This is a genomic window from Microbacterium sp. (assembly GCF_047602155.1).
In the GTDB taxonomy this organism is placed as follows: domain Bacteria; phylum Actinomycetota; class Actinomycetes; order Actinomycetales; family Microbacteriaceae; genus Microbacterium.
Map to the genome: position 1 here is coordinate 1,114,342 of NZ_JASGHZ010000001.1, position 21,430 is coordinate 1,135,771.

16 protein-coding genes and 1 pseudogene are annotated in these 21,430 nt (G+C 72.0%); 10 read left to right on the forward strand and 7 right to left on the reverse strand.

Features of this window, described 5'->3' with window-relative positions; all coding sequences use genetic code 11:
- Positions 1-454 precede the first annotated feature (454 nt).
- Both QM720_RS05325 and sufU read left to right on the forward strand, forming a co-directional pair.
- Positions 455-1,774 carry a SufS family cysteine desulfurase gene (locus QM720_RS05325; RefSeq protein WP_415125113.1) on the forward strand — a complete coding sequence of 440 codons (1,320 nt, stop codon included), beginning with the start codon at positions 455-457 and terminating at the stop codon, positions 1,772-1,774.
- A 5-nt stretch (positions 1,775-1,779) separates the two neighbouring features.
- Complete coding sequence (sufU, locus tag QM720_RS05330; RefSeq protein ID WP_415125114.1) at positions 1,780-2,223, forward strand: Fe-S cluster assembly sulfur transfer protein SufU; 444 nt, start codon at positions 1,780-1,782, stop codon at positions 2,221-2,223.
- A 7-nt stretch (positions 2,224-2,230) separates the two neighbouring features.
- On the opposite strand, the gene QM720_RS05335 is transcribed toward sufU, so the two are convergent.
- Positions 2,231-2,998 carry an alpha/beta fold hydrolase gene (locus QM720_RS05335; protein WP_415127821.1) on the reverse strand — a complete coding sequence of 256 codons (768 nt, stop codon included), beginning with the start codon at positions 2,996-2,998 and terminating at the stop codon, positions 2,231-2,233.
- A 50-nt stretch (positions 2,999-3,048) separates the two neighbouring features.
- Positions 3,049-4,604, reverse strand: a pseudogene (locus QM720_RS05340) (MATE family efflux transporter).
- 197 nt (positions 4,605-4,801) lie between these two features.
- On the opposite strand from QM720_RS05340, the gene QM720_RS05345 reads away from it, so the two are divergent.
- A complete protein-coding gene (locus tag QM720_RS05345) occupies positions 4,802-5,728 on the forward strand; it encodes a DUF808 family protein (RefSeq protein WP_415125115.1) in 927 nt (308 codons plus the stop codon).
- Between the two features lie 238 nt (positions 5,729-5,966).
- On the opposite strand, the gene QM720_RS05350 is transcribed toward QM720_RS05345, so the two are convergent.
- Positions 5,967-6,728, reverse strand: coding sequence for an HAD-IA family hydrolase (locus QM720_RS05350; protein WP_415125116.1), 762 nt, complete (start codon positions 6,726-6,728; stop codon positions 5,967-5,969).
- A gap of 323 nt (positions 6,729-7,051) precedes the next feature.
- Between QM720_RS05350 and QM720_RS05355 the strand changes: the two genes are divergently transcribed.
- Together QM720_RS05355 and QM720_RS05360 are read left to right on the forward strand one after the other, a co-directional pair.
- The gene (locus QM720_RS05355) at positions 7,052-8,683 is read left to right on the forward strand and encodes a sulfatase (RefSeq protein WP_415125117.1); all 1,632 of its coding nucleotides are present in this window, start codon (positions 7,052-7,054) and stop codon (positions 8,681-8,683) included.
- Between the two features lie 44 nt (positions 8,684-8,727).
- On the forward strand, positions 8,728-9,663 hold the full coding sequence (locus QM720_RS05360; protein WP_415125118.1) for an aldo/keto reductase: 936 nt from the start codon (positions 8,728-8,730) through the stop codon (positions 9,661-9,663).
- Positions 9,664-9,678: 15 nt separating this feature from the next.
- On the opposite strand, the gene QM720_RS05365 is transcribed toward QM720_RS05360, so the two are convergent.
- A complete protein-coding gene (locus QM720_RS05365; RefSeq protein ID WP_415125119.1) occupies positions 9,679-10,335 on the reverse strand; it encodes a TetR/AcrR family transcriptional regulator in 657 nt (218 codons plus the stop codon).
- Positions 10,336-10,403: 68 nt separating this feature from the next.
- Between QM720_RS05365 and QM720_RS05370 the strand changes: the two genes are divergently transcribed.
- Both QM720_RS05370 and QM720_RS05375 read left to right on the forward strand, forming a co-directional pair.
- Positions 10,404-11,051 carry a DUF4386 domain-containing protein gene (locus QM720_RS05370; RefSeq protein ID WP_415125120.1) on the forward strand — a complete coding sequence of 216 codons (648 nt, stop codon included), beginning with the start codon at positions 10,404-10,406 and terminating at the stop codon, positions 11,049-11,051.
- A 55-nt stretch (positions 11,052-11,106) separates the two neighbouring features.
- Complete coding sequence (locus QM720_RS05375; RefSeq protein WP_415125121.1) at positions 11,107-14,271, forward strand: aminotransferase class III-fold pyridoxal phosphate-dependent enzyme; 3,165 nt, start codon at positions 11,107-11,109, stop codon at positions 14,269-14,271.
- A 21-nt stretch (positions 14,272-14,292) separates the two neighbouring features.
- On the opposite strand, the gene QM720_RS05380 is transcribed toward QM720_RS05375, so the two are convergent.
- Complete coding sequence (locus QM720_RS05380; protein WP_415125122.1) at positions 14,293-14,892, reverse strand: TetR/AcrR family transcriptional regulator; 600 nt, start codon at positions 14,890-14,892, stop codon at positions 14,293-14,295.
- 90 nt (positions 14,893-14,982) lie between these two features.
- Here QM720_RS05380 and QM720_RS05385 point away from each other — a divergent pair, with 90 nt between their 5' ends.
- From QM720_RS05385 to QM720_RS05395, 3 genes are all read left to right on the forward strand, one after another.
- Positions 14,983-16,683 (forward strand): amidohydrolase, encoded by a 1,701-nt coding sequence (locus QM720_RS05385; protein ID WP_415125123.1) that lies wholly within the window; start codon positions 14,983-14,985, stop codon positions 16,681-16,683.
- Positions 16,680-18,068: an APC family permease gene (locus tag QM720_RS05390; RefSeq protein WP_415125124.1), complete on the forward strand. Its 1,389-nt coding sequence runs from the start codon at positions 16,680-16,682 to the stop codon at positions 18,066-18,068. Before QM720_RS05385 ends, QM720_RS05390 begins: the two co-directional genes overlap by 4 nt.
- A 346-nt stretch (positions 18,069-18,414) precedes the next feature.
- The gene (locus QM720_RS05395) at positions 18,415-18,909 is read left to right on the forward strand and encodes a methylated-DNA--[protein]-cysteine S-methyltransferase (protein WP_415125125.1); all 495 of its coding nucleotides are present in this window, start codon (positions 18,415-18,417) and stop codon (positions 18,907-18,909) included.
- A gap of 135 nt (positions 18,910-19,044) precedes the next feature.
- Here the strand turns inward: QM720_RS05395 and QM720_RS05400 are convergent, their stop codons facing one another.
- Together QM720_RS05400 and QM720_RS05405 are read right to left on the reverse strand one after the other, a co-directional pair.
- The gene (locus tag QM720_RS05400; protein ID WP_415125126.1) at positions 19,045-19,935 is read right to left on the reverse strand and encodes a universal stress protein; all 891 of its coding nucleotides are present in this window, start codon (positions 19,933-19,935) and stop codon (positions 19,045-19,047) included.
- The gene (locus QM720_RS05405; RefSeq protein ID WP_415125127.1) at positions 19,932-21,422 is read right to left on the reverse strand and encodes an APC family permease; all 1,491 of its coding nucleotides are present in this window, start codon (positions 21,420-21,422) and stop codon (positions 19,932-19,934) included. The genes QM720_RS05400 and QM720_RS05405 overlap by 4 nt, the downstream gene beginning before the upstream one ends.
- Positions 21,423-21,430 lie beyond the last annotated feature (8 nt).

Here is a 21,430-nt window from a genome sequence, read left to right on the forward strand (position 1 = left end):
CCGTCCCCCGTCTCCCATCGCCCCGTCACCGAAAACAGGAGATCACTCCAGAACAGGACGTTTGCACGATCCAACGTCCTGTTCTCGCGCGATCTCCTGTACTCGTGCGCGCCGCCGCGTGCGCGCCGCCCCTGTCACCCCACCCGTCACCCCGTCCCCCCGTCACCGAAAACAGGAGATCACTCCAGAACAGGACGTTTGCACGATCCAACGTCCTGTTCTCGCGCGATCTCCTGTACTCGTGCGCGCCGCCGCGTGCGCGCCGCCCCTGTCACCCCACCCGTCACCCCGTCCCCCCGTCACCGAAAACAGGAGATCACTCCAGAACAGGACGTTTGCACGATCCAACGTCCTGTTCTCGCGCGATCTCCTGTTCTCGGGCGCGCCGCCGCGTGCGCGCCACCGGCGCGGCGCCGCCGGAGCCGGGGTGGATGCCGGGGCGTAGCCTAGAGGGGTGACTTCCGCGCCCGTCCCGACCGCCGCCGCAACCCGGGATGCCGCGGGCCTGCCGGTGACTCTGGATGCTGCGCGCTTGCGCGAGGACTTCCCGATTCTGGCGGAGCAGGTCAACGGGCATCCGCTCGTGTACCTCGACTCGGCGGCGACCAGCCAGAAGCCGCTTGCCGTGCTCGACACCGAGCGCGACTTCCTCACGCACGCCAACGCCGCCGTGCACCGCGGCGCGCACACCCTCGCCGCCGAGGCGACCGAGCTGTTCGAGGATGCCCGGGCCACCGTCGCGGGCTTCGTCGGCGCGCGGCCGGAGCAGCTCGTGTGGACCAGCGGCGCCACGATGGGCCTCAACCTCATCGCATACTCCATCGGGAATGCGTCGGCAGGGAGCGGCGCCCCAGCGAGCGCACGACTCGCCCTCCGCCCCGGCGACGAGATCGTCGCGACCGCCATCGAGCACCACGCCAACCTGTTGCCGTGGCAGGAGCTGGCACGGCGCACGGGTGCCGTGCTGCGTCATATTCCGGCGCACGACGATGGGACGCTCGACCTGGATGCCGCGGCAGCGCTCATCGGCGCGCGCACGCGCATCGTCGCCTTCACCCACGTCTCGAATGTGCTGGGGATCGTGGGCCCCGTCGCCGAGCTCGTCGCGCTCGCGCAGCGCGTCGGCGCGCTGACGGTCATGGACGCGTGCCAGTCGGCCCCGCACCTGCCGCTCGACCTGCCCGCGCTCGGGGTCGACCTCGCCGTCTTCAGCGGGCACAAGATGCTCGGCCCCTACGGCGTCGGCGCGCTCTACGGCCGCAGCGACGTGCTCGAGGCGCTGCCGCCGTTTCTCACCGGCGGGTCGATGATCACCACCGTCACCCTCGACGAGGCCGAGTACCTGCCGCCGCCGCAGCGCTTCGAGGCCGGTACGCAGCCCGTCGGGCCAGCGATCGGGCTCGCCGCCGCCGTCCGCTACCTGCAACGGGTGGGGCTCGAGCGCATTCATGCCCACGAGGGAATGCTCGCGGAGCGCATGCGTGCGGCGCTCGTCGAGATCCCCGGCATCCGCCTGCTCGGCGACGCACCGAACGCCGAGCGCGTCGGCCTGTGGTCGTTCGACGTCGAGGGCGTGCACGCGCACGATGCCGGGCAGTACCTCGACGCGCTGGGCATCGCGGTGCGGGTGGGGCATCACTGCGCGGCGCCGCTGCACGCGCGCTACGGCGTCACCGCGAGCGTGCGCGCCAGCACCGCCCTGTACAACACGACCGACGACGTCGATCGGTTCGTCGATGCCGTCGCCGGCATCCGTCCCTACTTCGGAGCCTGAGAGCCATGAACGACCTCGATGCCCTGTACCGCGAGCTGATCCTCGACCACTCCAAGCACCCGCAGCACTTCGGGCTCGCCGCCGACGGCGAGGGCACCGGCACCTCGTACCAGAAGAACCCCGTGTGCGGCGACGAGATCACCCTCCGCGCGCACGTCGACGGCGATGTCGTGGCCGAGGTGTCGTGGGAGGGGCGCGGCTGCTCCATCTCGCAGGCCTCGGCATCCATGCTCGCCGACCTCGTCGCCGACGAGGGACTCACCCGGGAGGAGGCGCTGCACCTCGTCGAGGGATTCCGCGAGGCGCTGCGCTCGCGCGGCACGATCGAACTCGACGAAGACGTCTACGGCGACGCCGCCGCACTGTCGGGGGTGTCGAAGTTCTCGGCGCGCGTCAAGTGCGCCATGCTCGCCTGGGTCGCCCTGGAAGACGCGATCGCCAAGGCGTGACGACCCCTCACTCCCCGAGGAAGGCGATGGCCGCCTCGCGGAACACCCGCGAACCGGGCGCGTTGAAGTGGTGCCGATCGGGGATCTCCAGGAAGCGGCCTCGCGGGCACGCCGCCGCGAGAGCCTTCGAGCCCTCGATGATGGCGTCGAGCGACCCCGTGCCGAACAGGATCGGCTGCCGCGGCGCACACTGCGGGTCGGGGTCGACGGTGTGCGACATCCGCATCCCCTCGGCGATCGCCAGCAGCGCCCGCAGGTCGTTGCCCTCGACGCGTTCGGTGAGGCGGAGGTAGTTCTGGGTGACAGGGTCGGTCACCGGCACGCCCGCCGAGACGTACGCGCGCACCTGGTCGAGGTCGAGCCGACGCAGCGGCACGCCGTCGGGCACTCCGCCCAGCACGACCCGCGGGATGCGGCCGGACAGATCCTGCACGACCTCCCACCCGACGCGGGCGCCGAGCGAGTACCCGACGTAGCACGCCTCGTCGACGAGGTACGTGTCGAGCACGATCTCGACGTCGCGGGCGAGCTGGCGGACGTCGTAGTCGTGCGGATCGTGCGGCTTCTCGCTCGCCCCGTGCCCGCGCTGGTCGAGGCCGATGACGCGGTACCCCGCCCGCAGCAGGTCGCGCACCCAGCCGGTCGCGACCCAGTTGTCCCTCGTGCTCGACGCGAACCCGTGCACGACGACGACCGTCGGCTGCGTCAATTCGCCCCACGAGTAGGTGGCGATGCGCAGGCCGTCGCCCACCATGATGAACTGCGGCTCGGGCATCTGAGTGAGGGCGGGAAGAGCCGGCACACCAGGAGAGGACGGCTCGGGGGTCACACCTTGATTCTGCCGCGGAAGCGCGCCAGGCGTGAGGTGCGCACCTCGCGCGTCGTGCACGACTCGGCAGTGACGCCCGGCGCCGCCACGACCGCCACCGGCTGCGTGACGACCGCATCGACCACTCGCGAGCCGTCCTTCGGGCCGATGACGGCGACCGGGACGGTGACCGTCGGCTCGTACGGATCGACCGGCATCCGGCCCAGCGCGCGGTGCGCGCGGACATATGCCGGAATGAGAATGACCATCGCGCCGAGCCAGGCGAGCGGGTTGCTCCAGGCGACGCCGACGAAGCCGAACGCGGCGCCGAGCACGACCGCGGCGCCGACCCGCATCCCGAGTTCGACGACGCCGGTCACGGTCGGGATGATCGCGCTGCCGAGCCCCTGCAGCGCACCGCGCAGCACGAACAGCACGCCGAGCGCCCAGTAGGTCACGCCGTTGACGATCAGCATCTGCGCGGCCAGGTGCACGACCTCGTCGGCGCCGCCGCCCTCGGCGACGAACAGGCGGAGGATCTGCGGCCCCGCCGCGATGAGCGTGACGCCGAGCACGGCGCCCGCGGCCATCGCGATCCACACGGCCTGGACGACACCGCGGCGGATGCGGTCGGGCCGGCGCGCGCCGAGGTTCTGCGCCGCGTACATGGATGCCGCGAGCCCCAGCGACGCCAGCAGCGCCACCGCGAGGCCGTCGACGCGCGACGCGGCCGTGTAGGCGGCGACGGCGTCGGCACCGAGGCGGTTGAGCGCCACCTGCACGGTGAGCGTCCCGACCGAGATGATGGATGCCTGGAACGCCATCGGCCCGCCCATCCGCAGGTGCGCGACCAGGTCGGCGCGCGTCACGGCCCAGTCGGCGCGCCGCACGTGCAGCGCCGGCATCCGGCGCCGCAGGAACTCGAGGCACAGCAGCACCGAGACGGCCTGCGAGACGACGGTCGCCAGCGCTGCGCCGCCCAGACCCCAGTCGAGCGGCCCGACCATGAGCATGACGAGCGCGACATTGAGCCCGCACGCGATCGTGAGGAACACGAGCGGCGTGCGCGAATCGCCGATGGCGCGGATGATCGCCGCGAGGTAGTTGAACGCCATCGTGGCGCCCGCGCCGAGGAAGCTGACCTGCGCGAACAGCGTCGCGCCGTCGAGCAGGTCGGTCGGCGTCTGCAGCAGTTCGAGCGCCGGGCGGCTGAGCAGGGCCCGGCGACCGTGAGGATCACGCCGCCGACCGCGGTGAGGATCGTGCCGGCCGCGACCGACCGGCGCACGGCGGCGGCATCGCCCGACCCGAAGGCCTGCGCCGTCGGGATCGCGAAACCGCTCGTCAGACCCCACGCGAACCCGATCAGCACGAACATCAGGCCGCCGGTGGCGCCGACGGTGGCGAGCGCCTCGACGCCGAGGTGACGGCCGACGACGATCGCGTCGGCCACCTGATACAGCTGCTGCACGACGTTGCCGATGAGCAGCGGCACCGCGAACGCGAGGATGACGCGCCAGGGGCGGCCCGTCGTGAGCGTGGCGGTGCGGGGGTTTACAGACGTGCGGGACATGAGTTCTTCCAGTGTATCGAATCGATTCGGCTGGACCTGACCGCGCGCTGGACGCATGCCGTCGCCCGCAGCCCCGGCATCCGCACCCTCGCCCGCCCGAGACCCGCTCTGCGCGTCGAGACCCGCGGCCGGATGCCGGGTCTCGACGCGCAGAGGCGGTTTCGCCGCCCACGCCGGCGCCCGGTAGCCTTGCACGCATGTCCGTGGGCCTGCTCGCCGTCGTCGACGACATCCTCAGTGCGGCGCTGAAGGCGTCGGCCAAGTCGGCCGGGGTCGTGATCGACGACGCCGCCGTCACCCCGCAATACGTGCAGGGGCTGACGCCCGCGCGCGAACTGCCGGTCGTCGGGCGCATCGCGCTGGGGTCGCTGGCGAACAAGTTCGTCATCATCATCCCGATCGCGCTCGTGCTGACGGCCGTCGCGCCGGGCGTGCTGCCGTGGCTGCTGATCGTCGGCGGCACCTATCTGTGCTTCGAGGGCGCCGAGAAGGTGCTGGAGTGGTTCGGCCTGCATCACGGCACGGATGCCGAGGAGGAGACCCGCGACGAGAGCCGCCTCGTGTGGGGCGCGATCCGCACCGACCTCATCCTCTCGACCGAGATCATGCTGATCGGGCTCGCCGCGATCGACACCGGCCTCGGATTCTGGATGCGCCTGGCCGTGCTCGCCCTCATCGCCCTCGCGATGACCGGCCTCGTCTACGGCGCCGTCGCGCTGCTCGTGAAGCTCGACGACATCGGGCTGAAGATGGCCAAGAGCTCGTCGGTGCGCGTGCGGCACACCGGCACGCGCATCGTGCGGTCGATGCCCGCCGTCTTCCGCGTCATCAGCGTCGTCGGCACGATCGCGATGCTGTGGGTCGGCGGCCACCTCGTGCTCGCGAACCTCGGCGAGGTCGGCTGGGCGCCGCCCGCCGAGCTGCTGCACGGGGTGTCGCACGTGCTCGAGCCGCTGGGCGCCGTCGTGGCGTGGGCCGGCGAGACGCTGGTCTCGGCCGTCGCCGGGCTCGCGCTGGGTCTCGTCGTCGTCGGTGTCGTGCTGCTGATCGGCAAGGCCTTCGGCAAGAACGTCAGCTTCGACGAGGCCCACCGCGCGCAGACGACGGATGCCGCATCCCACTGACGCGATACGCCCCGGCGACGGCGCGCCACTCGCGGCCCGGCGACGGCGCGCCACTCGCGCCCCGGCGATGGCGCGCCACCCGCGGCCCGGGCGCTGACGGCATCCGGCCCCGACGGCCTCCGCCCCCTGTTCCCGAGACCCGCTCTCCGCATCGAGACCCGGGTTGGGGTGCCGGGTCTCGATGCGCGGAGCGGGTCTCGGTGCGAGGAAGCGACGGCGGGCTGCGCGGCGGAGCGCGTCAGCCGATCGTCACGGCGATCGCGCCGGCATCCGGGACCACGCGGATGCCGGTGCAGTCGGCGACCGTCCACGTCGGCGCGGCGCCCGCCGCGGCCGCCCGCAGCGCCGCGGAACCCGGCGCGCCCGTCGCGACGGCCCACAGCGCGGCGGCGGAACCCGGCGCGCCCGTCGCGACCGACCGCAGCGCGGCGGCGTGCGGGCCCACGCCGATGACGCGCATGCCGGCGGCGAGGCCCGCCGCGATGCCGTTGGCGGAGTCCTCGACGACGATGCAGTCCGCCGCATCGACGCCGAGGAGGCGCGCCGCCGTGAGGAAGCCCTCCGGATGCGGCTTGCTCGCGGCAACGTCGGCGGCCGAGACGACCAGGCGGGGCATCGGCAGGCCCGCGGCATCCATCCGCGCCGTCGCGAGCGCGAGCGTCGCCGACGTGACCAGGGCGTGCGGCAGCGCGGGCGGCCCGGTGAGCGCCGCCAGCAGGGTAGCGGCCCCGGCGATCGCGACGACGCCGTCGGTCTCGGCCGTCTCGGCGGCCAGCAACAGCTCGTTCTCGGCGAGATTCAGCGCGTGCGGGCGGTCGGGCAGCAGCTCGGCCATCGACTCCTGCCCCTGCCGGCCGTGGATGACGGCGAGCACCCGCTCCGGGTCGAGCCCGTGACCCTGCGCCCACCGCAGCCAGAGCCGCTCGACGACGGCGCGCGAGTCGACGAGCGTGCCGTCCATGTCGAGCAGCAGCGCCGCGGCGCGGACGGAGTCGGTCATGGCTCCAGCCTACGAGCCCGGCGCGCGGGCGACGCGTGCCAAACGCAGGGCGAACCGGCCACTCCGGCCCGATTCCAGCCCCACAACGTCGATCCGCCCTGCGTTTGGCACGCCGGCCGCCCTTTCCTCGCGCGGATTCCTTGCGCGGACGATTCGTCGAGACGCATGCCGGGCGCTGCACGCCCCGCGCGCTCCCGCATCGTCGCCGGCTCAGCGCTCGCAGCGGCCCGTCGGGCAATCCGCACCGCACACAGCGCCGAGCTGTACGGTGAGCAGGTGATCGCGGGGGATGCGAGCGATCCGCCGAACGGTAAGGATGCCGCATGACCCGACCGAACGTGCTCCTCATCACGACGCACGACATCAATCCGCATCTCGGGACGTATGCCGGCATCTGGCCGGGCGCCGAGCAGGCGACGACGCCACGACTGGATGCCCTGGCCGCCGAGGGCATGCGTTTCGACCAGGCGATCGCCGCCGCCCCCGTCTGCGCACCGTCGCGTTTCGCGATGATGACCGGGCGCCACCCCATCGAGGCCGGCGCCATGCACATGCGCACCAAGGCGGTGCCGCCGCCCGACGTGCGGCTGCTGCCGCACGTATTCCGCGAGGCGGGCTACTACACGACCAACGCGTACTACACCGACCTGCAGCTGGAGGTGCCGCCGCTCGTCTTCGACGACATCAGTCCCGGCGCGCACTGGCGGGGCCGCCCCGACGGCACCCCGTTCTTCGCGCAGTTCCACGGCATGACGACGCACGAGTCGCAGCTCTACCTCGACGACGAGGCCTTCGCTGCCGCGACCTCGCACGTCACCGCCGACCAGCGGCACGACCCCGCCCGCGTCGCCCTGCCGCCCTACCACCCCGACACCGAGGTGTTCCGGCGGTCGTGGGCGCGTTATCTCGACCTCATCACCGAGATGGACCATTGGGTGGGCACGCTCCTGGACCAGCTCGCCGAAGACGGGCTCGACGGCGACACGATCGTCGTGTTCGTCAGCGACCACGGGCTGGGGATGCCGCGCGCCAAGCGCTGGGCGACCGAGGCGGGCCTGCGCGAGCCCCTGATCGTCCGGTGGCCCGGCGTCATCGCCCCGGGACGCGTCGAGCGGCGCGTCGTCAGCCTCGTCGACCTCGCGCCGACGCTGCTCGAGGCGTGCGGTATCGCGGCGCCGGCCGGCATCCCGGGGACGTCATGGCTGGGTGCGCAGCTGCCGGCGTACGCCTACAGCGGGCGCGACCGCATGGACGAGCAGGAGGATCGGTCGCGCACCGTGCGCGACGACCGCTTCCGCTACATCCGCCACTACCACCCCGACCGCTCGCCGATGCAGCACCACGACTACGCCGAACACCTGGCGACCTGGCAGGAGTTCCGCCGGCTGATGTTCGAGGAGGCGGGCCAGCTCGCGGTCGGCCAGCCGCGCGACCGGCTCACCGAGGTGCAGCGCCGCGTCGTCGCCGCCGGCAAGCCGGCCGAGGAGCTCTACGACATCCGGGCCGATCCGCACGAACTCGTGAACCTCGTCGACGACCCCGGGTGCGCGGCCGACCTCGACCGGCTTCGCACGGCGCTCGATGAGTGGCTCGATCGTGTCGGAGATCTCGGGGCGATCGCAGAGTGCGACCTCATCGCGCAGTGGCGGCCCGGCGGGCTGCGGCGGCAGACGGCGCCCGTGGTGGCCGTCGCGGCGGACGGCGGCCTCGCGCTGACGTGCGAGACCGAGGGCGCGATGATCGGCTGGATGCCGGTATCCGCGGCGCCCGCCTCGGCGGCCGCCGTCTCCGGTCCGCCGACGCACGACGCCGACGTCTGGCGGGCGCTGCTCGGCCTGGAGGACGACCCGCGACCGTGGCGGCCGTACACGGCGCCCATCGCCGAGGGCCCGATCGTGACGAAGGCGTGGCGGCTCGGCTACGCGCCGAGCGCGGAGCGCACCGTCGCGCCCTGAGCCCGGCGACCCCGCCGCCCCCGCGCAGGGGCCAGGATGGGAGCATGAAGACCTTCACCCTCCCGGGCACCGACATCGTCGCACCGAACATCGTCCTCGGCCTCATGCGCATCTCCGACAAGACCGACGAGCAGATCCGCGAGCTGGTGAACGCGGGGCGGGATGCCGGCATCCAGTTCGTCGACCACGCCGACATCTACGGGCCGGGACTGCACGAGTGCGAGCGGCGCTACGCGCAGGCGATGCGGCTGACGCCGAGTGAGCGCGATGCGGTGACGATCCAGACGAAGGCCGGGATCGTCAAGGACGGCCCGTACTTCGACTTCTCCTCCGCGCACATCGTCGAGTCGGTCGAGGGGTCGCTGCAGGCGCTGGAGACCGACCGCATCGACATCCTGCTGCTGCACCGGCCCGATGCGCTCGTCGAGCCGGATGAGGTCGCGCGGGCGTTCGACCAGCTGCACAGCGCGGGCAAGGTGCGCTACTTCGGCGTCTCGAACCACACGCCGCGCCAGATCGAGCTCCTGAAGAAGTCGGTGACGCAGCCGCTGGTGGCCAATCAGCTGCAACTGTCGATCACGCACGCGCCGATCATCGCGCAGGGCGTCGCGTCCAACATGCACGGGCTCGATCAGTCGGTGACGCTCGACGGCGGCGGCATCGTGGACTACTGCCGGCTGCACGACATCACGATCCAGGCGTGGTCGCCGTTCCAGGCGAAGTTCTTCACCGGGGTGTTTCTCGGCAACCCCGACTACCCGGAGTTGAACGCCGTGATCGACCGGCTCGCGGCGGCGTACGGGGTGTCCGGCGAGGCGATCGCGACGGCGTGGATCACCCGGCATCCCGCGAACATGCAGGTCGTGCTCGGCACCACCACGCCCTCGCGCGTGGCCGCGGCGGCGGCGGGGTCGGCGCTGCCCCTCACCCGCGCCGAGTGGTACGAGCTGTTCCGCGCCGCCGGCTACACGGTGCCGTAGCGAGCGCGGCGCGGGTCAGCGGGAGACCCAGCCCTCCCGATGGCGACGTTCGATGCCGTCGAGCAGCAGGTCGAGCGCGAACGCGAACTCGGCGTCGTCGTCGCAGGCCGCATCCGCGTGCGCGGCGGCCATGCGCACGATCGACGGGAAGGCGACGGCGGCGGCGGCGAGCATCGCCTGACGCTCGGCGGGGTCGGCGGGCATCGCCGGCGTCGGCATGACGTCGCGCGTGAACCCCCACATCCGGGTGCTCAGGGCGTGCATGCCGTGGTGAACGAGGTCGGCCGACAGCCCGCCGGCGAACATCGCCGCCATGAGCGCATCCATGTAGCCGAGCACGACCGGGCTCGCCATCGTCCGCGATTCGATCGCGTCCTGCGCCCACGCGTGCGAGCGCAGTGCGCCGCGCGCCGTGAGGATGCGTGTGCGCACCGCGTTCTTCCACCCCTGCGCGGCGGCGGCCGGGATCTGGCTCACGATGTGGTCGACCATGTCGTCGATGAGCTGCTCCCGGCCGGCGACGTGCTTGTACAGCGCCATCGGCGTCACGCCCAGCGCCTCGCCGAGCCGGCGCATCGTCGTCGCCTCGAGCCCGTTCCGGTCGGCGAAGACGACGGCGGCCTCGACGATCCGGGCGCGGGTGAGGGTGCCGCGCGCGCTCGACCTTGACATGTGTACAGCGTAGACCTATCGTCGATCTCGACTAGTTTACGCCGTATACCTCATCGAGGAGAGCCCCCATGCACCGCAGCCCGCAGACGTACGCCCGCGCCGCCGGCATCCTGTACCTGACGACGCACGTCACGTCGGTGACCGCCGTCGTCGCCTACGCCCACGACGCCGTCGCCGGCGGTGTGGCGCTCGAGCTCGCGCTCGCGCTCGGGTGCGTCGGCACCGGCATCCTGCTCTGGGCGCTCCTGCGCACCCGCGGCACCGTGCGCGCGGTGACGTTCGCGCTGCTGCGGACGGTCGAGGCCGCCGTCATCGTCGCCGGCACGCTGCCGATGGTCGCGCTGCTGTGGACGGAGGATGCCGCCGGCACCCCCCTCGGCGACGCCCTCGCCGACGTGCACACGGCATCGTTCCTGGTCGGTCAGGGGCTCGTGATCAGCGTCAACACGGTCGTGCTCGGCTGGCTGCTGCACGACGCCGGCGTCGTGCAGCGCGCGCTGGCCCTGCTCGGCGTGGGCGGCGGGCTGCTCGTGCTGACGAGCAATCTCGCCCAGCTGTTCGGCATCATCCCGCGAAACGGCACCGCCGCGGGAATCTGCGCCGTGCCGGTGTTCGCGTTCGAGATCTGGCTGGCGCTGCACCTCATCCTCAGGCCGGGGCGGTGGGCCGCGGCATCCGTCACGAGCGGCGCAGGACGGACGACGGCGACGGGATGACACCGCGGCGCGGCGGCGCTGAGGAGGGCGGCACGGTTCGCTACCGTGAGTGCTCATGAGCCCCGCGCCCTCTGACCCCCACCCCGCCGACGCCGAAGAGCCCACACTCACCTCCGACGCACCGCCCGAGGTCGATGCGGCGATGGCCGCGCAGCTGCTCGCCGAGCACTACGGCCTGACCGGTGCGCTCACGCCGCTCGGCAGCCACCAGGACATCAACTACCGCGTCGACACGGGCGACGAGCGGTTTCTGCTGAAGCTCGCGAATCCGACGCAGTCGGCGACGGATGCCCTCACCCAGTCGCTCGCCGCCGACCACCTCGCCCGGCACTCGCGCGTGCGCGTGCCGCAGACCCGCCCCTCGCTCGGCGGCGACCTCGTGACCCTGCCGGTGATCGCCGGCCAGGCGATGGCCACGCGGGTGCTGACATTCCTCGAGGGGAAAACGTGGTCGGGCAGCGACTACCTCTCGCCCGCCGTCGTCCGGGCGTTCGGCACCCTGGCCGCCGAGGTCGACACGGCGCTGGCCTCGTTCGCCCCGGAGCACCCTCTCCGCACGACCGAATGGGATCTCCGGCACGCCGAGCGGGCGCTGCGTGAGCTCACGCCGTTCATCGCCGACGATGCGCTGCGCACGCGCGTGGAGGATGCGGCGGCCGAGGCCCTGGCCGTCGTCGCGGCCATCGCGGACGACCTGCCGGTGCAGCCGATCCACGGCGACCTCACCGACGACAACGTCCTCTGGACCGACCCGCTCACGCGCCTTCCGGAGGGCGTCATCGACCTCGGCGACCTCGCCCTCACCTGGACGGTGGGCGAGCTCGCGATCTGCTTCTCGTCGCTGCTGCACCACGACGGCGTCTCGGTCGTCGCGGCGCTCGAAGCGGTGACGGCGTACCACCGCGCACGCCCGCTGTCGGGCGCCGAGGTCGCCGCGTTCTGGCCGCTGCTCGTCGTGCGCGGCGCCGTGCTCGTGGCCAGCGCCCACCGCGTGCTCACGGAGGATCCGGCGAACGACTACGCCCGCGAGAATCTCACCCACGAACTCGCGATCCTGGATGCCGCCACCTCCGTCCCCCTCGCCGTGGGGACCGCGCTCGTGCAGCGGGCGGTGGGTGCCGTGAATATGCCTTCGGCGGAATTCACGCCCGGTGCGCTCGCCCCTCTGGTCGAGGCGGCGGAGCTGCAGGTCGCGGTGCTCGACCTCACCGCCGACAGCGACCTGGTCGACGACGGACGCTGGCAGCAACCGGACCTCGAGGGCACCCTGCGCGCCGCGGCACTGGCCGCCGGTGCGGAGCTCGTCGTCGTCCCGTTCGGCGCGCCGCGCCTCACCCGGTCCGGTGAGGCCGGCTTCGCGCCGCCCGCCAACGTGCCGCTGCACCTGGAGGTCACGCCCGCCGCGTCGGTGACGCTGCGGGCGCCCGCCGGCGGCGAGGTCATCGCGACGCCGGACGGGGTCGTCCTGCGCACCGCGCATGCCGACCTCGTCGTCCGCGGCGCGGAGCCGTCGCGCTCCGTCTCCCCAGGCGCGATCTCCCAAACCGCCGTCTCCCCAGCCGCCGTCTCCCCAGGCGCCGTCTCCCCAGCCGCCGTCTCCCCAGCCGCCGTCTCCCCAGGCGCGCCGTTCGCCACGCTGCCCGCCGGCATCCCCGCCCGCATCCAGCTCACCGCACCGCACGCCGCCGTGCCGGAGTGGACCACCGCGGAGACCGCCCCCGCGTGGCTGACGCTCTGCGCCGATCCGGCCGGGCTCGTGGTGCCGGCATCCCGCGCGGCGCGCGAAAACAGGAGATTCACCCAGAACAGGACGCAATCGCCCCAAACGGGCCTGTTTTCGGGGGATCTCCTGTTTTCGCCGACGGATGCCGACTCGCCCGCGGATGCCGGCTCGCCCACGGATGCCGGGCCCACGACGGATGCCGGCACCGCGGCAGACCTCCTCGCCCGCCGCGACCGCGTGCTCGCCGCCGTGCAGGAGCACTACTACGACGATCCGCCGGAGCTGGTGCGCGGGTGGCGCGACCTGCTCATCGATCGCGACGGGCGCCCCTACCTCGACGCCGTCAACAACGTGACGTCGGTGGGGCACGCGCATCCGCGGCTCGCCGACGCCGTCCACCGCCAGTGGCAGCGGCTGAACACGAACTCCCGCTTCCACTACCGGGCGATCGTGGAGTTCTCCGAGAAGCTCGCGGCGACGCTGCACGGCGAGCGGACCGGGCTCGATCAGGTCTTCCTCGTGAACTCCGGCTCGGAGGCCGTCGACCTCGCGCTGCGCCTCGCCCGCGCGGCGACCGGCCGGCGCGACGTGCTCGCGATGCGCGAGGCGTACCACGGCTGGACCGACCTCTCCGACGCCGTCTCCACCTCGACCGCCGACAACCCCGCCGCACTCCAGACCCGCCCCAACTGGGTGCACACCGTCGAGGCGCCCAACACCTACCGCGGCCGGCTCACCGGCGATGCGGCCCGCGGCTACGCCGACGCCGCCGTCGCCGAGATCGACCGCCTCGCCGCCTCAGGTCACCCTGTCGGCGCCTTCGTCGCCGAGACCTACTACGGCAACGCGGGCGGCATGGCGCTGCCCGACGGCTACCTCGCGAGAGTATATGCCGCGGTGCGCATGCACGGCGGCCTCGCCGTCGCCGACGAGGTGCAGGTGGGCTACGGCCGGCTCGGGCAGTGGTTCTGGGGCTTCGAGCAGCAGGGCGTGACGCCCGACATCGTGGCGGTGGCGAAGGCGATGGGCAACGGTCATCCGCTCGGCGCGGTCATCACGACGCGCGCGATCGCCGAGGCGTACCGGGGCGAGGGCTACTTCTTCTCGTCCGCCGGCGGCAGCCCGGTCTCCAGCGTCGTCGGCTCGACGGTGCTCGACATCATCCGCGACGAGAGGCTGCAGGAGAACGCGGCCGAGATCGGCGGCCACCTGAAGCGGCGCCTGGAAGCGCTGGCCGACCGGCATCCGCTCATCGGCGCCGTGCACGGATCGGGGCTCTACCTCGGCGTCGAACTGGTGCGCGACCGCGCCACGAAAGAGCCGGCGACCGCGGAGACCGCCGCGATCTGCGACCGGATGCGCACGCTCGGCGTCATCATCCAGCGCACCGGCGAGCGCCAGAACATCCTCAAGCTCAAGCCGCCGCTGTGTCTCACCCGCGCCCACGCCGACCTGTTCGTCGACGCCCTCGACCGCGTGCTCACGACCGGGTGGTGACCGCTCCCCGCGCCGCACCGCTCACGCCGGCGCAGCCCCCAGGGCCGCCGCGGCGGCACGCATCGCGCGGTCGGCCTCGGCGACGGTGATGCGGCTGTTGCCGGCGACGATGTGCAGGCCGTAGGCGTCTTCCAGGGCGACGAGGGTCATGGCGAGGGTGTGCTCGTCGAGCTCCGGCGCGAACTCCCCCGACGCGACCCCGCGCGCGAGAATCCCGGCGTAGGTTCCGAGCTGGCGGTCGTACATCGTCTCCACGAGGCGGTCGTGCAGCTCGGATGTGCCGGCGAGCACGTCGAACTCGTACAGCAGCCGCAGCAACGCGTCGTCGGGGCCGCTCGGCAGCCCGTGTCGGATCGCCACCGCCAGCTGCTGCCGGGCATCGCCGGCCGCCGCCACCTCGGCGTCGCGGTGGTCGCAGAACCGCTCCACCCCGGCGCGATGGGCCTCGACGAGCAGCTCGTCGAGGTCGTCGTAGTAGTAGAGGATCGCGCCGCGCGTCAGCCCGGCGCTGGCGGCCACGTCGGTGAGCGAGATCTCGCGCAGCCCGCGCTCCGAGACGGCGGCGAGCGTCGCCTCGACGAGGTTCGCGCGCCGCTCCTCCTGACGTCGGGGCCGTGCCACGCCTTGACACTATCCCAACGGGCGTGCCACACTCGGGTAATTCTTTGACACTGTCGTCAAAAAACCCGTAAGGACCCCGAAGGATCTCAGATGACCGATCTGCTCCTGACCGATGCCACGGTGCGCACCTTCGATCCACACGCGCCCTGGGCCGAGGCCGTCGGCATGACCGACGGCCGCATCACCTACGTCGGGCCCGCCGCCGACGCCCCGAAGGCGCGCGAGACCCGCTCGCTCGAAGGCGCCCTCGTCACCCCGGGCATCGTCGACAGCCACAACCACCTGCTGCTCGGCTTCGACGCCGACGCCGTGAGCCTGGAGGGCGCCGAGACCCTCGACGAGGTGCGGCGCCGGCTCATCCACCTGGCCGACACCCGACCCGACCTCGACTGGATCTGCGGCGAGAACGCCGTCTATTCGATCGTCGAGAACCGCAGGCCCGACGCGCGGGATCTCGCCGGCATCACCGACCGGCCCGTCTTCGTCACGACGTACGACCAGCATTCGGTCTGGCTCAACGACGTGGCGCTGCGCATCCTCGGCATCTCCGACGGCGTCGACATCGCCTGGGGGCGCCCCGAGCGCACCGCCGACGGCACGCCGACCGGCTGGGTCACCGACTTCTACACGAGCGCGATGACCTCGGCCGGCATCGCGGCGATCCGCCGCGACATCCCGCTCTACAGCCCCGAGCGCCGCTACCGACGGATGCTGTCGAGCCTCGACATGGCGGCATCCCTCGGCATCACCACCGCGGTCGAGCCGCAGGTGCCGCTCGCCGAGCTCGACCTCGTGCTGCGGGCGCGCCGCGAAGGTCGCATGCGCTCGCGAGTCATCGCCGCACTGTTCCACCCCGTGGATGCCGACGACGCCTTCCGCGCCGCCCTCCGCGAGGCCGTCGACGGCGCACCGGTCGACGCGCACCTGCGGTTCGGACCCGTCAAGCTCTACGCCGACGACGTCATCGAACCCCACACGGCATGGATGCTCGACGACTACGCCAACCGGCCCGGCCACCGCGGCCACCCCAGCACGGCGCTCGGCGAACTGACGCGCATCGTCACCCAGCTCGACGCGCTGGGGTTCCAGACCCACACGCACGCCACCGGCGACGGCGGCATCCGTCTCGCGCTCGACGCGATCGAGCACGCGGCGCGCGTCAACGGCACGATCGACCGCAGGCACGGCGTCGTGCACGTGGAGTGCATCGACCCCGCCGACCTCCCCCGCTTCGCCGAGCTGGGCGTGGTCGCCGCGATGCAGCCGCGGCACTGCTCACCGGATCTCGTCGCCGGCACGTGGATGGACAACGTCGGCGAAGAGCGCTGGGACCGCGCCTGGCGGTTCCGCTCGCTCATGGCCTCGGGCGCGCACGTCGCGCTGTCGAGCGACTGGCAGGTGGGCGAGATGGATCCGCTCGTCGGGTACTACTGCGCACTCACCCGGGCGAGCATCGACGGCAGAGAGGCCTGGACCCCCGACGAGCGCCTCACGCTCGACGACGCGATCCGCGGCTACACCGCCGAGGGCGCGTGGGCCTGGCACTCCGAGAACGAGCTCGGCACCCTGCGCGTCGGCGCCCGAGCCGACCTCGTCGCCTGGAGCGACAACCTCTACGCCCACGAGCACGAACCGGCCGCCCTGCTGCAGCAGCACGCCGCCCTCACGATCGTCGACGGCGTCGTCGTGCACGACGCCGAGGCCCCGGCATCCGTCCCGCTCCCCTTCGTCCCGCCCGTCACCCACTCCCACCACGCGCAACACGACCACGCCGAGGAGAACCCCGCATGACCGCCGAACCCACCCTCGACACCGTCGGGATGCCGCATCTGCGGCGCGAACTGTCGCTGCGCCACATCGTCTTCCTGGGCCTGGCCTACATGGCGCCGATGGCCGTCTTCGACACCTTCGGGATCGTCGCCGACGTCACCTCCGGGCACGTGCCGCTCGCGTACATCGTCGTGTTCGGCGCGGTCGCGGTCACGGCGTGGAGCTACAGCCGCATGGTGCGCGCCTATCCGCGCGCCGGATCGGCGTACACCTACACCCGCGAGTCGGTGAATCCGCACGTCGGCTTCCTGGTGGGATGGGCGGCGACCCTCGACTACATGTTCCTGCCGATGATCAACGCGCTGCTGTCGTCGATCTACATGACGGTCGCGTTCCCGGAGATCCCCGCGTGGGTGTGGATCATCGGCACGATCGTCGTGTGCACGGTGCTGAACATCGTCGGCGTGCGCCTGGCCGCACAGGTCAACCTCGCCCTCGTCATCATCCAGATCGTGACGGCGGTCGCGTTCGTCGTGCTCGCGATCCGCAACATCGCGCAGGGCGCCGACGGCGCCGTCTTCGACTGGGCGCCGATCACGATCGAGCCGGGGCAGTTCCCGGCCGTCGTCTCGGGCGCCGCGATCCTCGCGCTGTCGTTCCTCGGGTTCGACGCCGTCACCACGATGTCGGAGGAGGCGAAGAACCCGCGCCGCGACATCCCGCGCGCGATCTTCATCATCGTCGCCTCGGCCGGCGTGTTCTTCGTCGTCGTCACCTATGCGATGCAGCTGCTCTTCCCCGACGTGAGCGTCGTCGGCGACATCGTGGGCGCCTCGCCCGAGATCGCCAAGCACATCGGCGGCGCCGCCTTCCAGGCCGTCTTCATCGGCGGGTACATGATCGCCGTGCTCGGCTGCGGCATCACGCAGCAGATGTCGGCGGCACGCCTGCTCTACGCGATGGGCCGCGACGGCGTGCTGCCGCGGCGCGTCTTCGGCCAGGTCGGCCGCAGCGGCGTGCCGACGCTGAACCTGCTGCTGGTCGCGCTGCTGGCCGGCACCGCGGTGTTCCTCGACCTGTTCCAGGCGGCATCCCTCATCAACTTCGGCGCCTTCGTCGCGTTCATCTTCGTGAACCTGTCGGTCGTGTTCACGTACTACCGCTTCGGCCACGAGCGCGGCTCGACGGGCGCGAAGGCGATTATCGGGTGGGTCGTCGTGCCGATCGTCGGCGTCGTCGCCAACGTGCTGCTGTGGTTCAGCCTCGAGCCGAGTGCGATGCTCGTCGGCGGCATCTGGACCCTCGTCGGCGTCGCCTACCTGCTGTGGAACACGCGCTTCTTCCGCAAGCCCGCCCCCGCCCTCGCCGGCCCCTTGGAGATCGAGCGCGGCAGCGCCGAGCCGTAAGCCGGCAGGGCGGTCAGGGACGGAGCGGTCAGTGGCCGGGGCAGCGCTGCTCGGCGGGGACTCCGGCGAGGGCCTGCTCGATGTGCTGGCCGCATCCGGCCCAGGTCGTCTTCCCGCAGGTCTCACAGGTGACTGCTTGGCACATGGCGTTCTCCTCACGGTCTGCGGCACGCGACGCTGCATCGAGTCTACCGACGCGGCGGCGCCCGGCATCCGTCGTCACCGCCCCAGGATGCAGGAGCACCTGTGACAGAACCCGCCGCAGCGGCGGGTCGAGGTGACTTCTGTCACAGGTGCTCCTGCATCTTGGCGCGTCCGTGTCGGACGCGCGGGGTACGCTTCGGGCATGTCGTCGTTCGGCACGCTCGCGACCCCCCTCGGCACGCTCGGCGTCGCGTGCAGCGGCGACGCCGTGACCCGCGTGACGTGGTCCGCGACGCCTCCGGTGGATGCCGGGGACGCTCCCGGTCCGCTGCTCGAAGAGGCGCTGCGGCAGCTCGCGGCGTACTTCGCCGGCGCGCTGCGGCGGTTCGAGCTGCCGCTCGACCTCGGCGCGCAGTCCGAGACCACGCGAGCGGTGCTGACCACCCTGTACGACACCGTCGGCTACGGCGCATCCGTCACGTACGGCGAGCTGGCCGCGCGCAGCGGCACCGGCATCCCGGCGCGGGGGATCGGCGCGATCATGGGCGCGAATCCGCTGCCGATCGTCGTCCCGTGCCATCGCGTGCTCGCCGGCGACGGCCTCGGCGGCTACTCCGGCGGGGCGCCGGGCCAGGGTCTCGCCACGAAGCGCCGGCTGCTCGAGCTCGAGGGCGTCCTGCCCCCGGCGCTCTTCTGACGGCCGGCATCCCAGCGGCACCGGCATCCGCCGCCGAAAACAGGAGATCACGCGAGAACAGGACGGATGCCGCCGGTTTCGTCCTGTTCTCGGTGAATCTCCTGTTCTCGCGTGCGACCCGCGCCCGCCGCGGCGTCAGTCGGCGCGCGCGCCGGGCACGATCACGACCGGCACCGGCGAACTGCGCAGGATCTTCGACGCGCTCGACCCGAGGAACACCTGGGCGAGCCGGTGCGTCGACGACGATCCGACCACGAGGACGTCGCCGTCCTCCCAGCCGGCCGCCGCGACGGCGGCGGGCCAGTCGACGCCGGCCGCGACGTGGAACTCCAGGTCGACGCCGAGGTCGAGCGAGCGCAGGTACTCCTCCGCCTCGCGCAGCGCCGCCGTCGCCTGCATCGACCACAGCTCGATCACCTGCGTCTGCGCGTGCGTGACGCTGTTGGTCACCGGCGCCGCGGGCGTGACGATGAAGGTGACGACCCGCAGTCGCGCACCCACCTCGCGCACGAGCTCGGCGACGCGCGTGAGCAGCGACCAGCTGGCATCGTCGTCGCGGAACCCCACCGTGACCCGCGTGACCGAGCTCGTCGTGCGGTAGCCGCGCGGCGCGATCGCGACCGGCAGCGTCGAGGAGTGCACCAGCCGGTCGGTCTTCGAGGTCAGTCGTACGCGGCCGGGATCGGCCTCCGCCGCCGACCCCACGACGATCATCGAGGCGTCGCGCTCGTCGGCCTGCTCGAGCAGGGTGGCCGGCACCGAGCGGCCCGGCGTCCAGATCGCGTCGCCGACGAGACCCGGATGCCGGGCGAAGTCGGCGCGGGCGAGCTCGGCCGTGCTCTGGCCTTCGCTGGCGGCCCACTCCTCGTACTCGCGGTCGGTGCCGGCCGCGGCCGGCGTGCCCCAGCCGCGGGGGACGACGGCGACGGCGACCACCGGCGCGGGGTGGGCGCGCGCGAACTGCGCGGCGAGCTCGATCGCGCTGCGGTCGTCGTTGCGGGGCCCGTAGCCCACCAGGTACGTCATCGTTCGTCCTCGGGGTGGATGGGCTCGGCGATCTCCTCTTCCGAGGTGTACGTGCTCAGGGTGGCGTGCCGGCGCCCGTAGAACAGGTAGAAGACGAAGACGACGACGAGCCAGCTGACGCAGATGATCCAGGTGATCGGCCGCAGGCTCGTGAGCACGTAGACGCACACGACGACCGTGAGGATCGGCACCACGGGGAACAGCGGCACCTTGAACGGCCGCTCGAGGTCGGGGCGGCGGCGGCGCAGCACCATGAGCGAGATCGCGACCACGGTGAAGGCGACGAGCGTGCCGAACGAGACGCTGTCCCACAGATAGTCGGAGGGGACGAATCCGGCGACGATCGCGACGAGGATCGACACCACGACGGTGTTGAACACGGGCGTGCCGTACTTCGGGCTGACATCGAGGAAGCGCTTGGAGACCATGCCGTCGCGCGAGATCGAGAACAGGATGCGGGTCTGCCCGTACAGCGTCACGAGGGTCACCGAGAAGACCGAGATGACGGCGCCGGCCGCGAGGATCGTCGCCCAGATCGGGGTGCCGGTCACGTTCTCCATGATCTTGGCGAGTCCGGCCTCACCGGCCTCCTTCGTGCCGAACCAATCGGCGGGCATGGCCGCGAGCCCCGCGAGGCACACCAGGACGTAGAACAGCGTGACGATCGCGAGCGCCCCGAGGATCGCGCGCGGAATCGCCTTCTGCGGATTGCGCACCTCCTCGCTGGCCGTCGCGACCGCGTCGAGCCCGATGAACGAGAAGAAGATGATGCCGGCCGCGCCGCTGATGCCCGAGGCCTGCGCGAAGAAGTTCGAGAAGTGGTCGGCGTTGAAGGCGGTGAACCCGATGACGATGAACAGCGTGAGCACGGCGAGCTTGATGCCGACCATGATGGCGTTGATCGTCGCCGACTCGGAGGCGCCGCGGATGAGCAGCAGCATGCACAGCCCCACGAGCACGACGGCGGGGAGGTTGATGCCGCCACCGGTGGCCACGCCGTCATCGCCCGGGATGAACGACGTCGAGATCTCGGTCGGCAGCCGGAAGGCGAACAGGTGGTAGAGCAGTTCGTTGAAGTAGCCGCTCCATCCGACCGCCACCGCCGAGACGGCCAGGCCGTACTCGAGCAGCACGCACCCGCCGACGAGCACAGCGGGGCCTTCGCCCAGCGCGTGATACGAGAACGAGTAGCTCGACCCGCTCACCGGGATCGAAGACGAGAGCTCGGCGTAGCACAGGGCCGAGAGCCCCGCCGCGAGGGCGGCGAGCAGGAACGACAGGACGACGGCGGGCCCCGCGATCGGGATCGCCTCGCTGAGGACGAAGAAGATGCCGGTGCCGATCGTCGCGCCGACGCCGAACATCATCAGCTGGAACGTCCCGAGGTTGCGCTTGAGCTCTTCGCCCGGGTGGTGGTTGCGCTGGAAAACGATCGGCTTGCGCCGCAGCAATTGCTGGCCGAGTGTCAATTGGCCCTGTGTCGTCATGTCGGCCT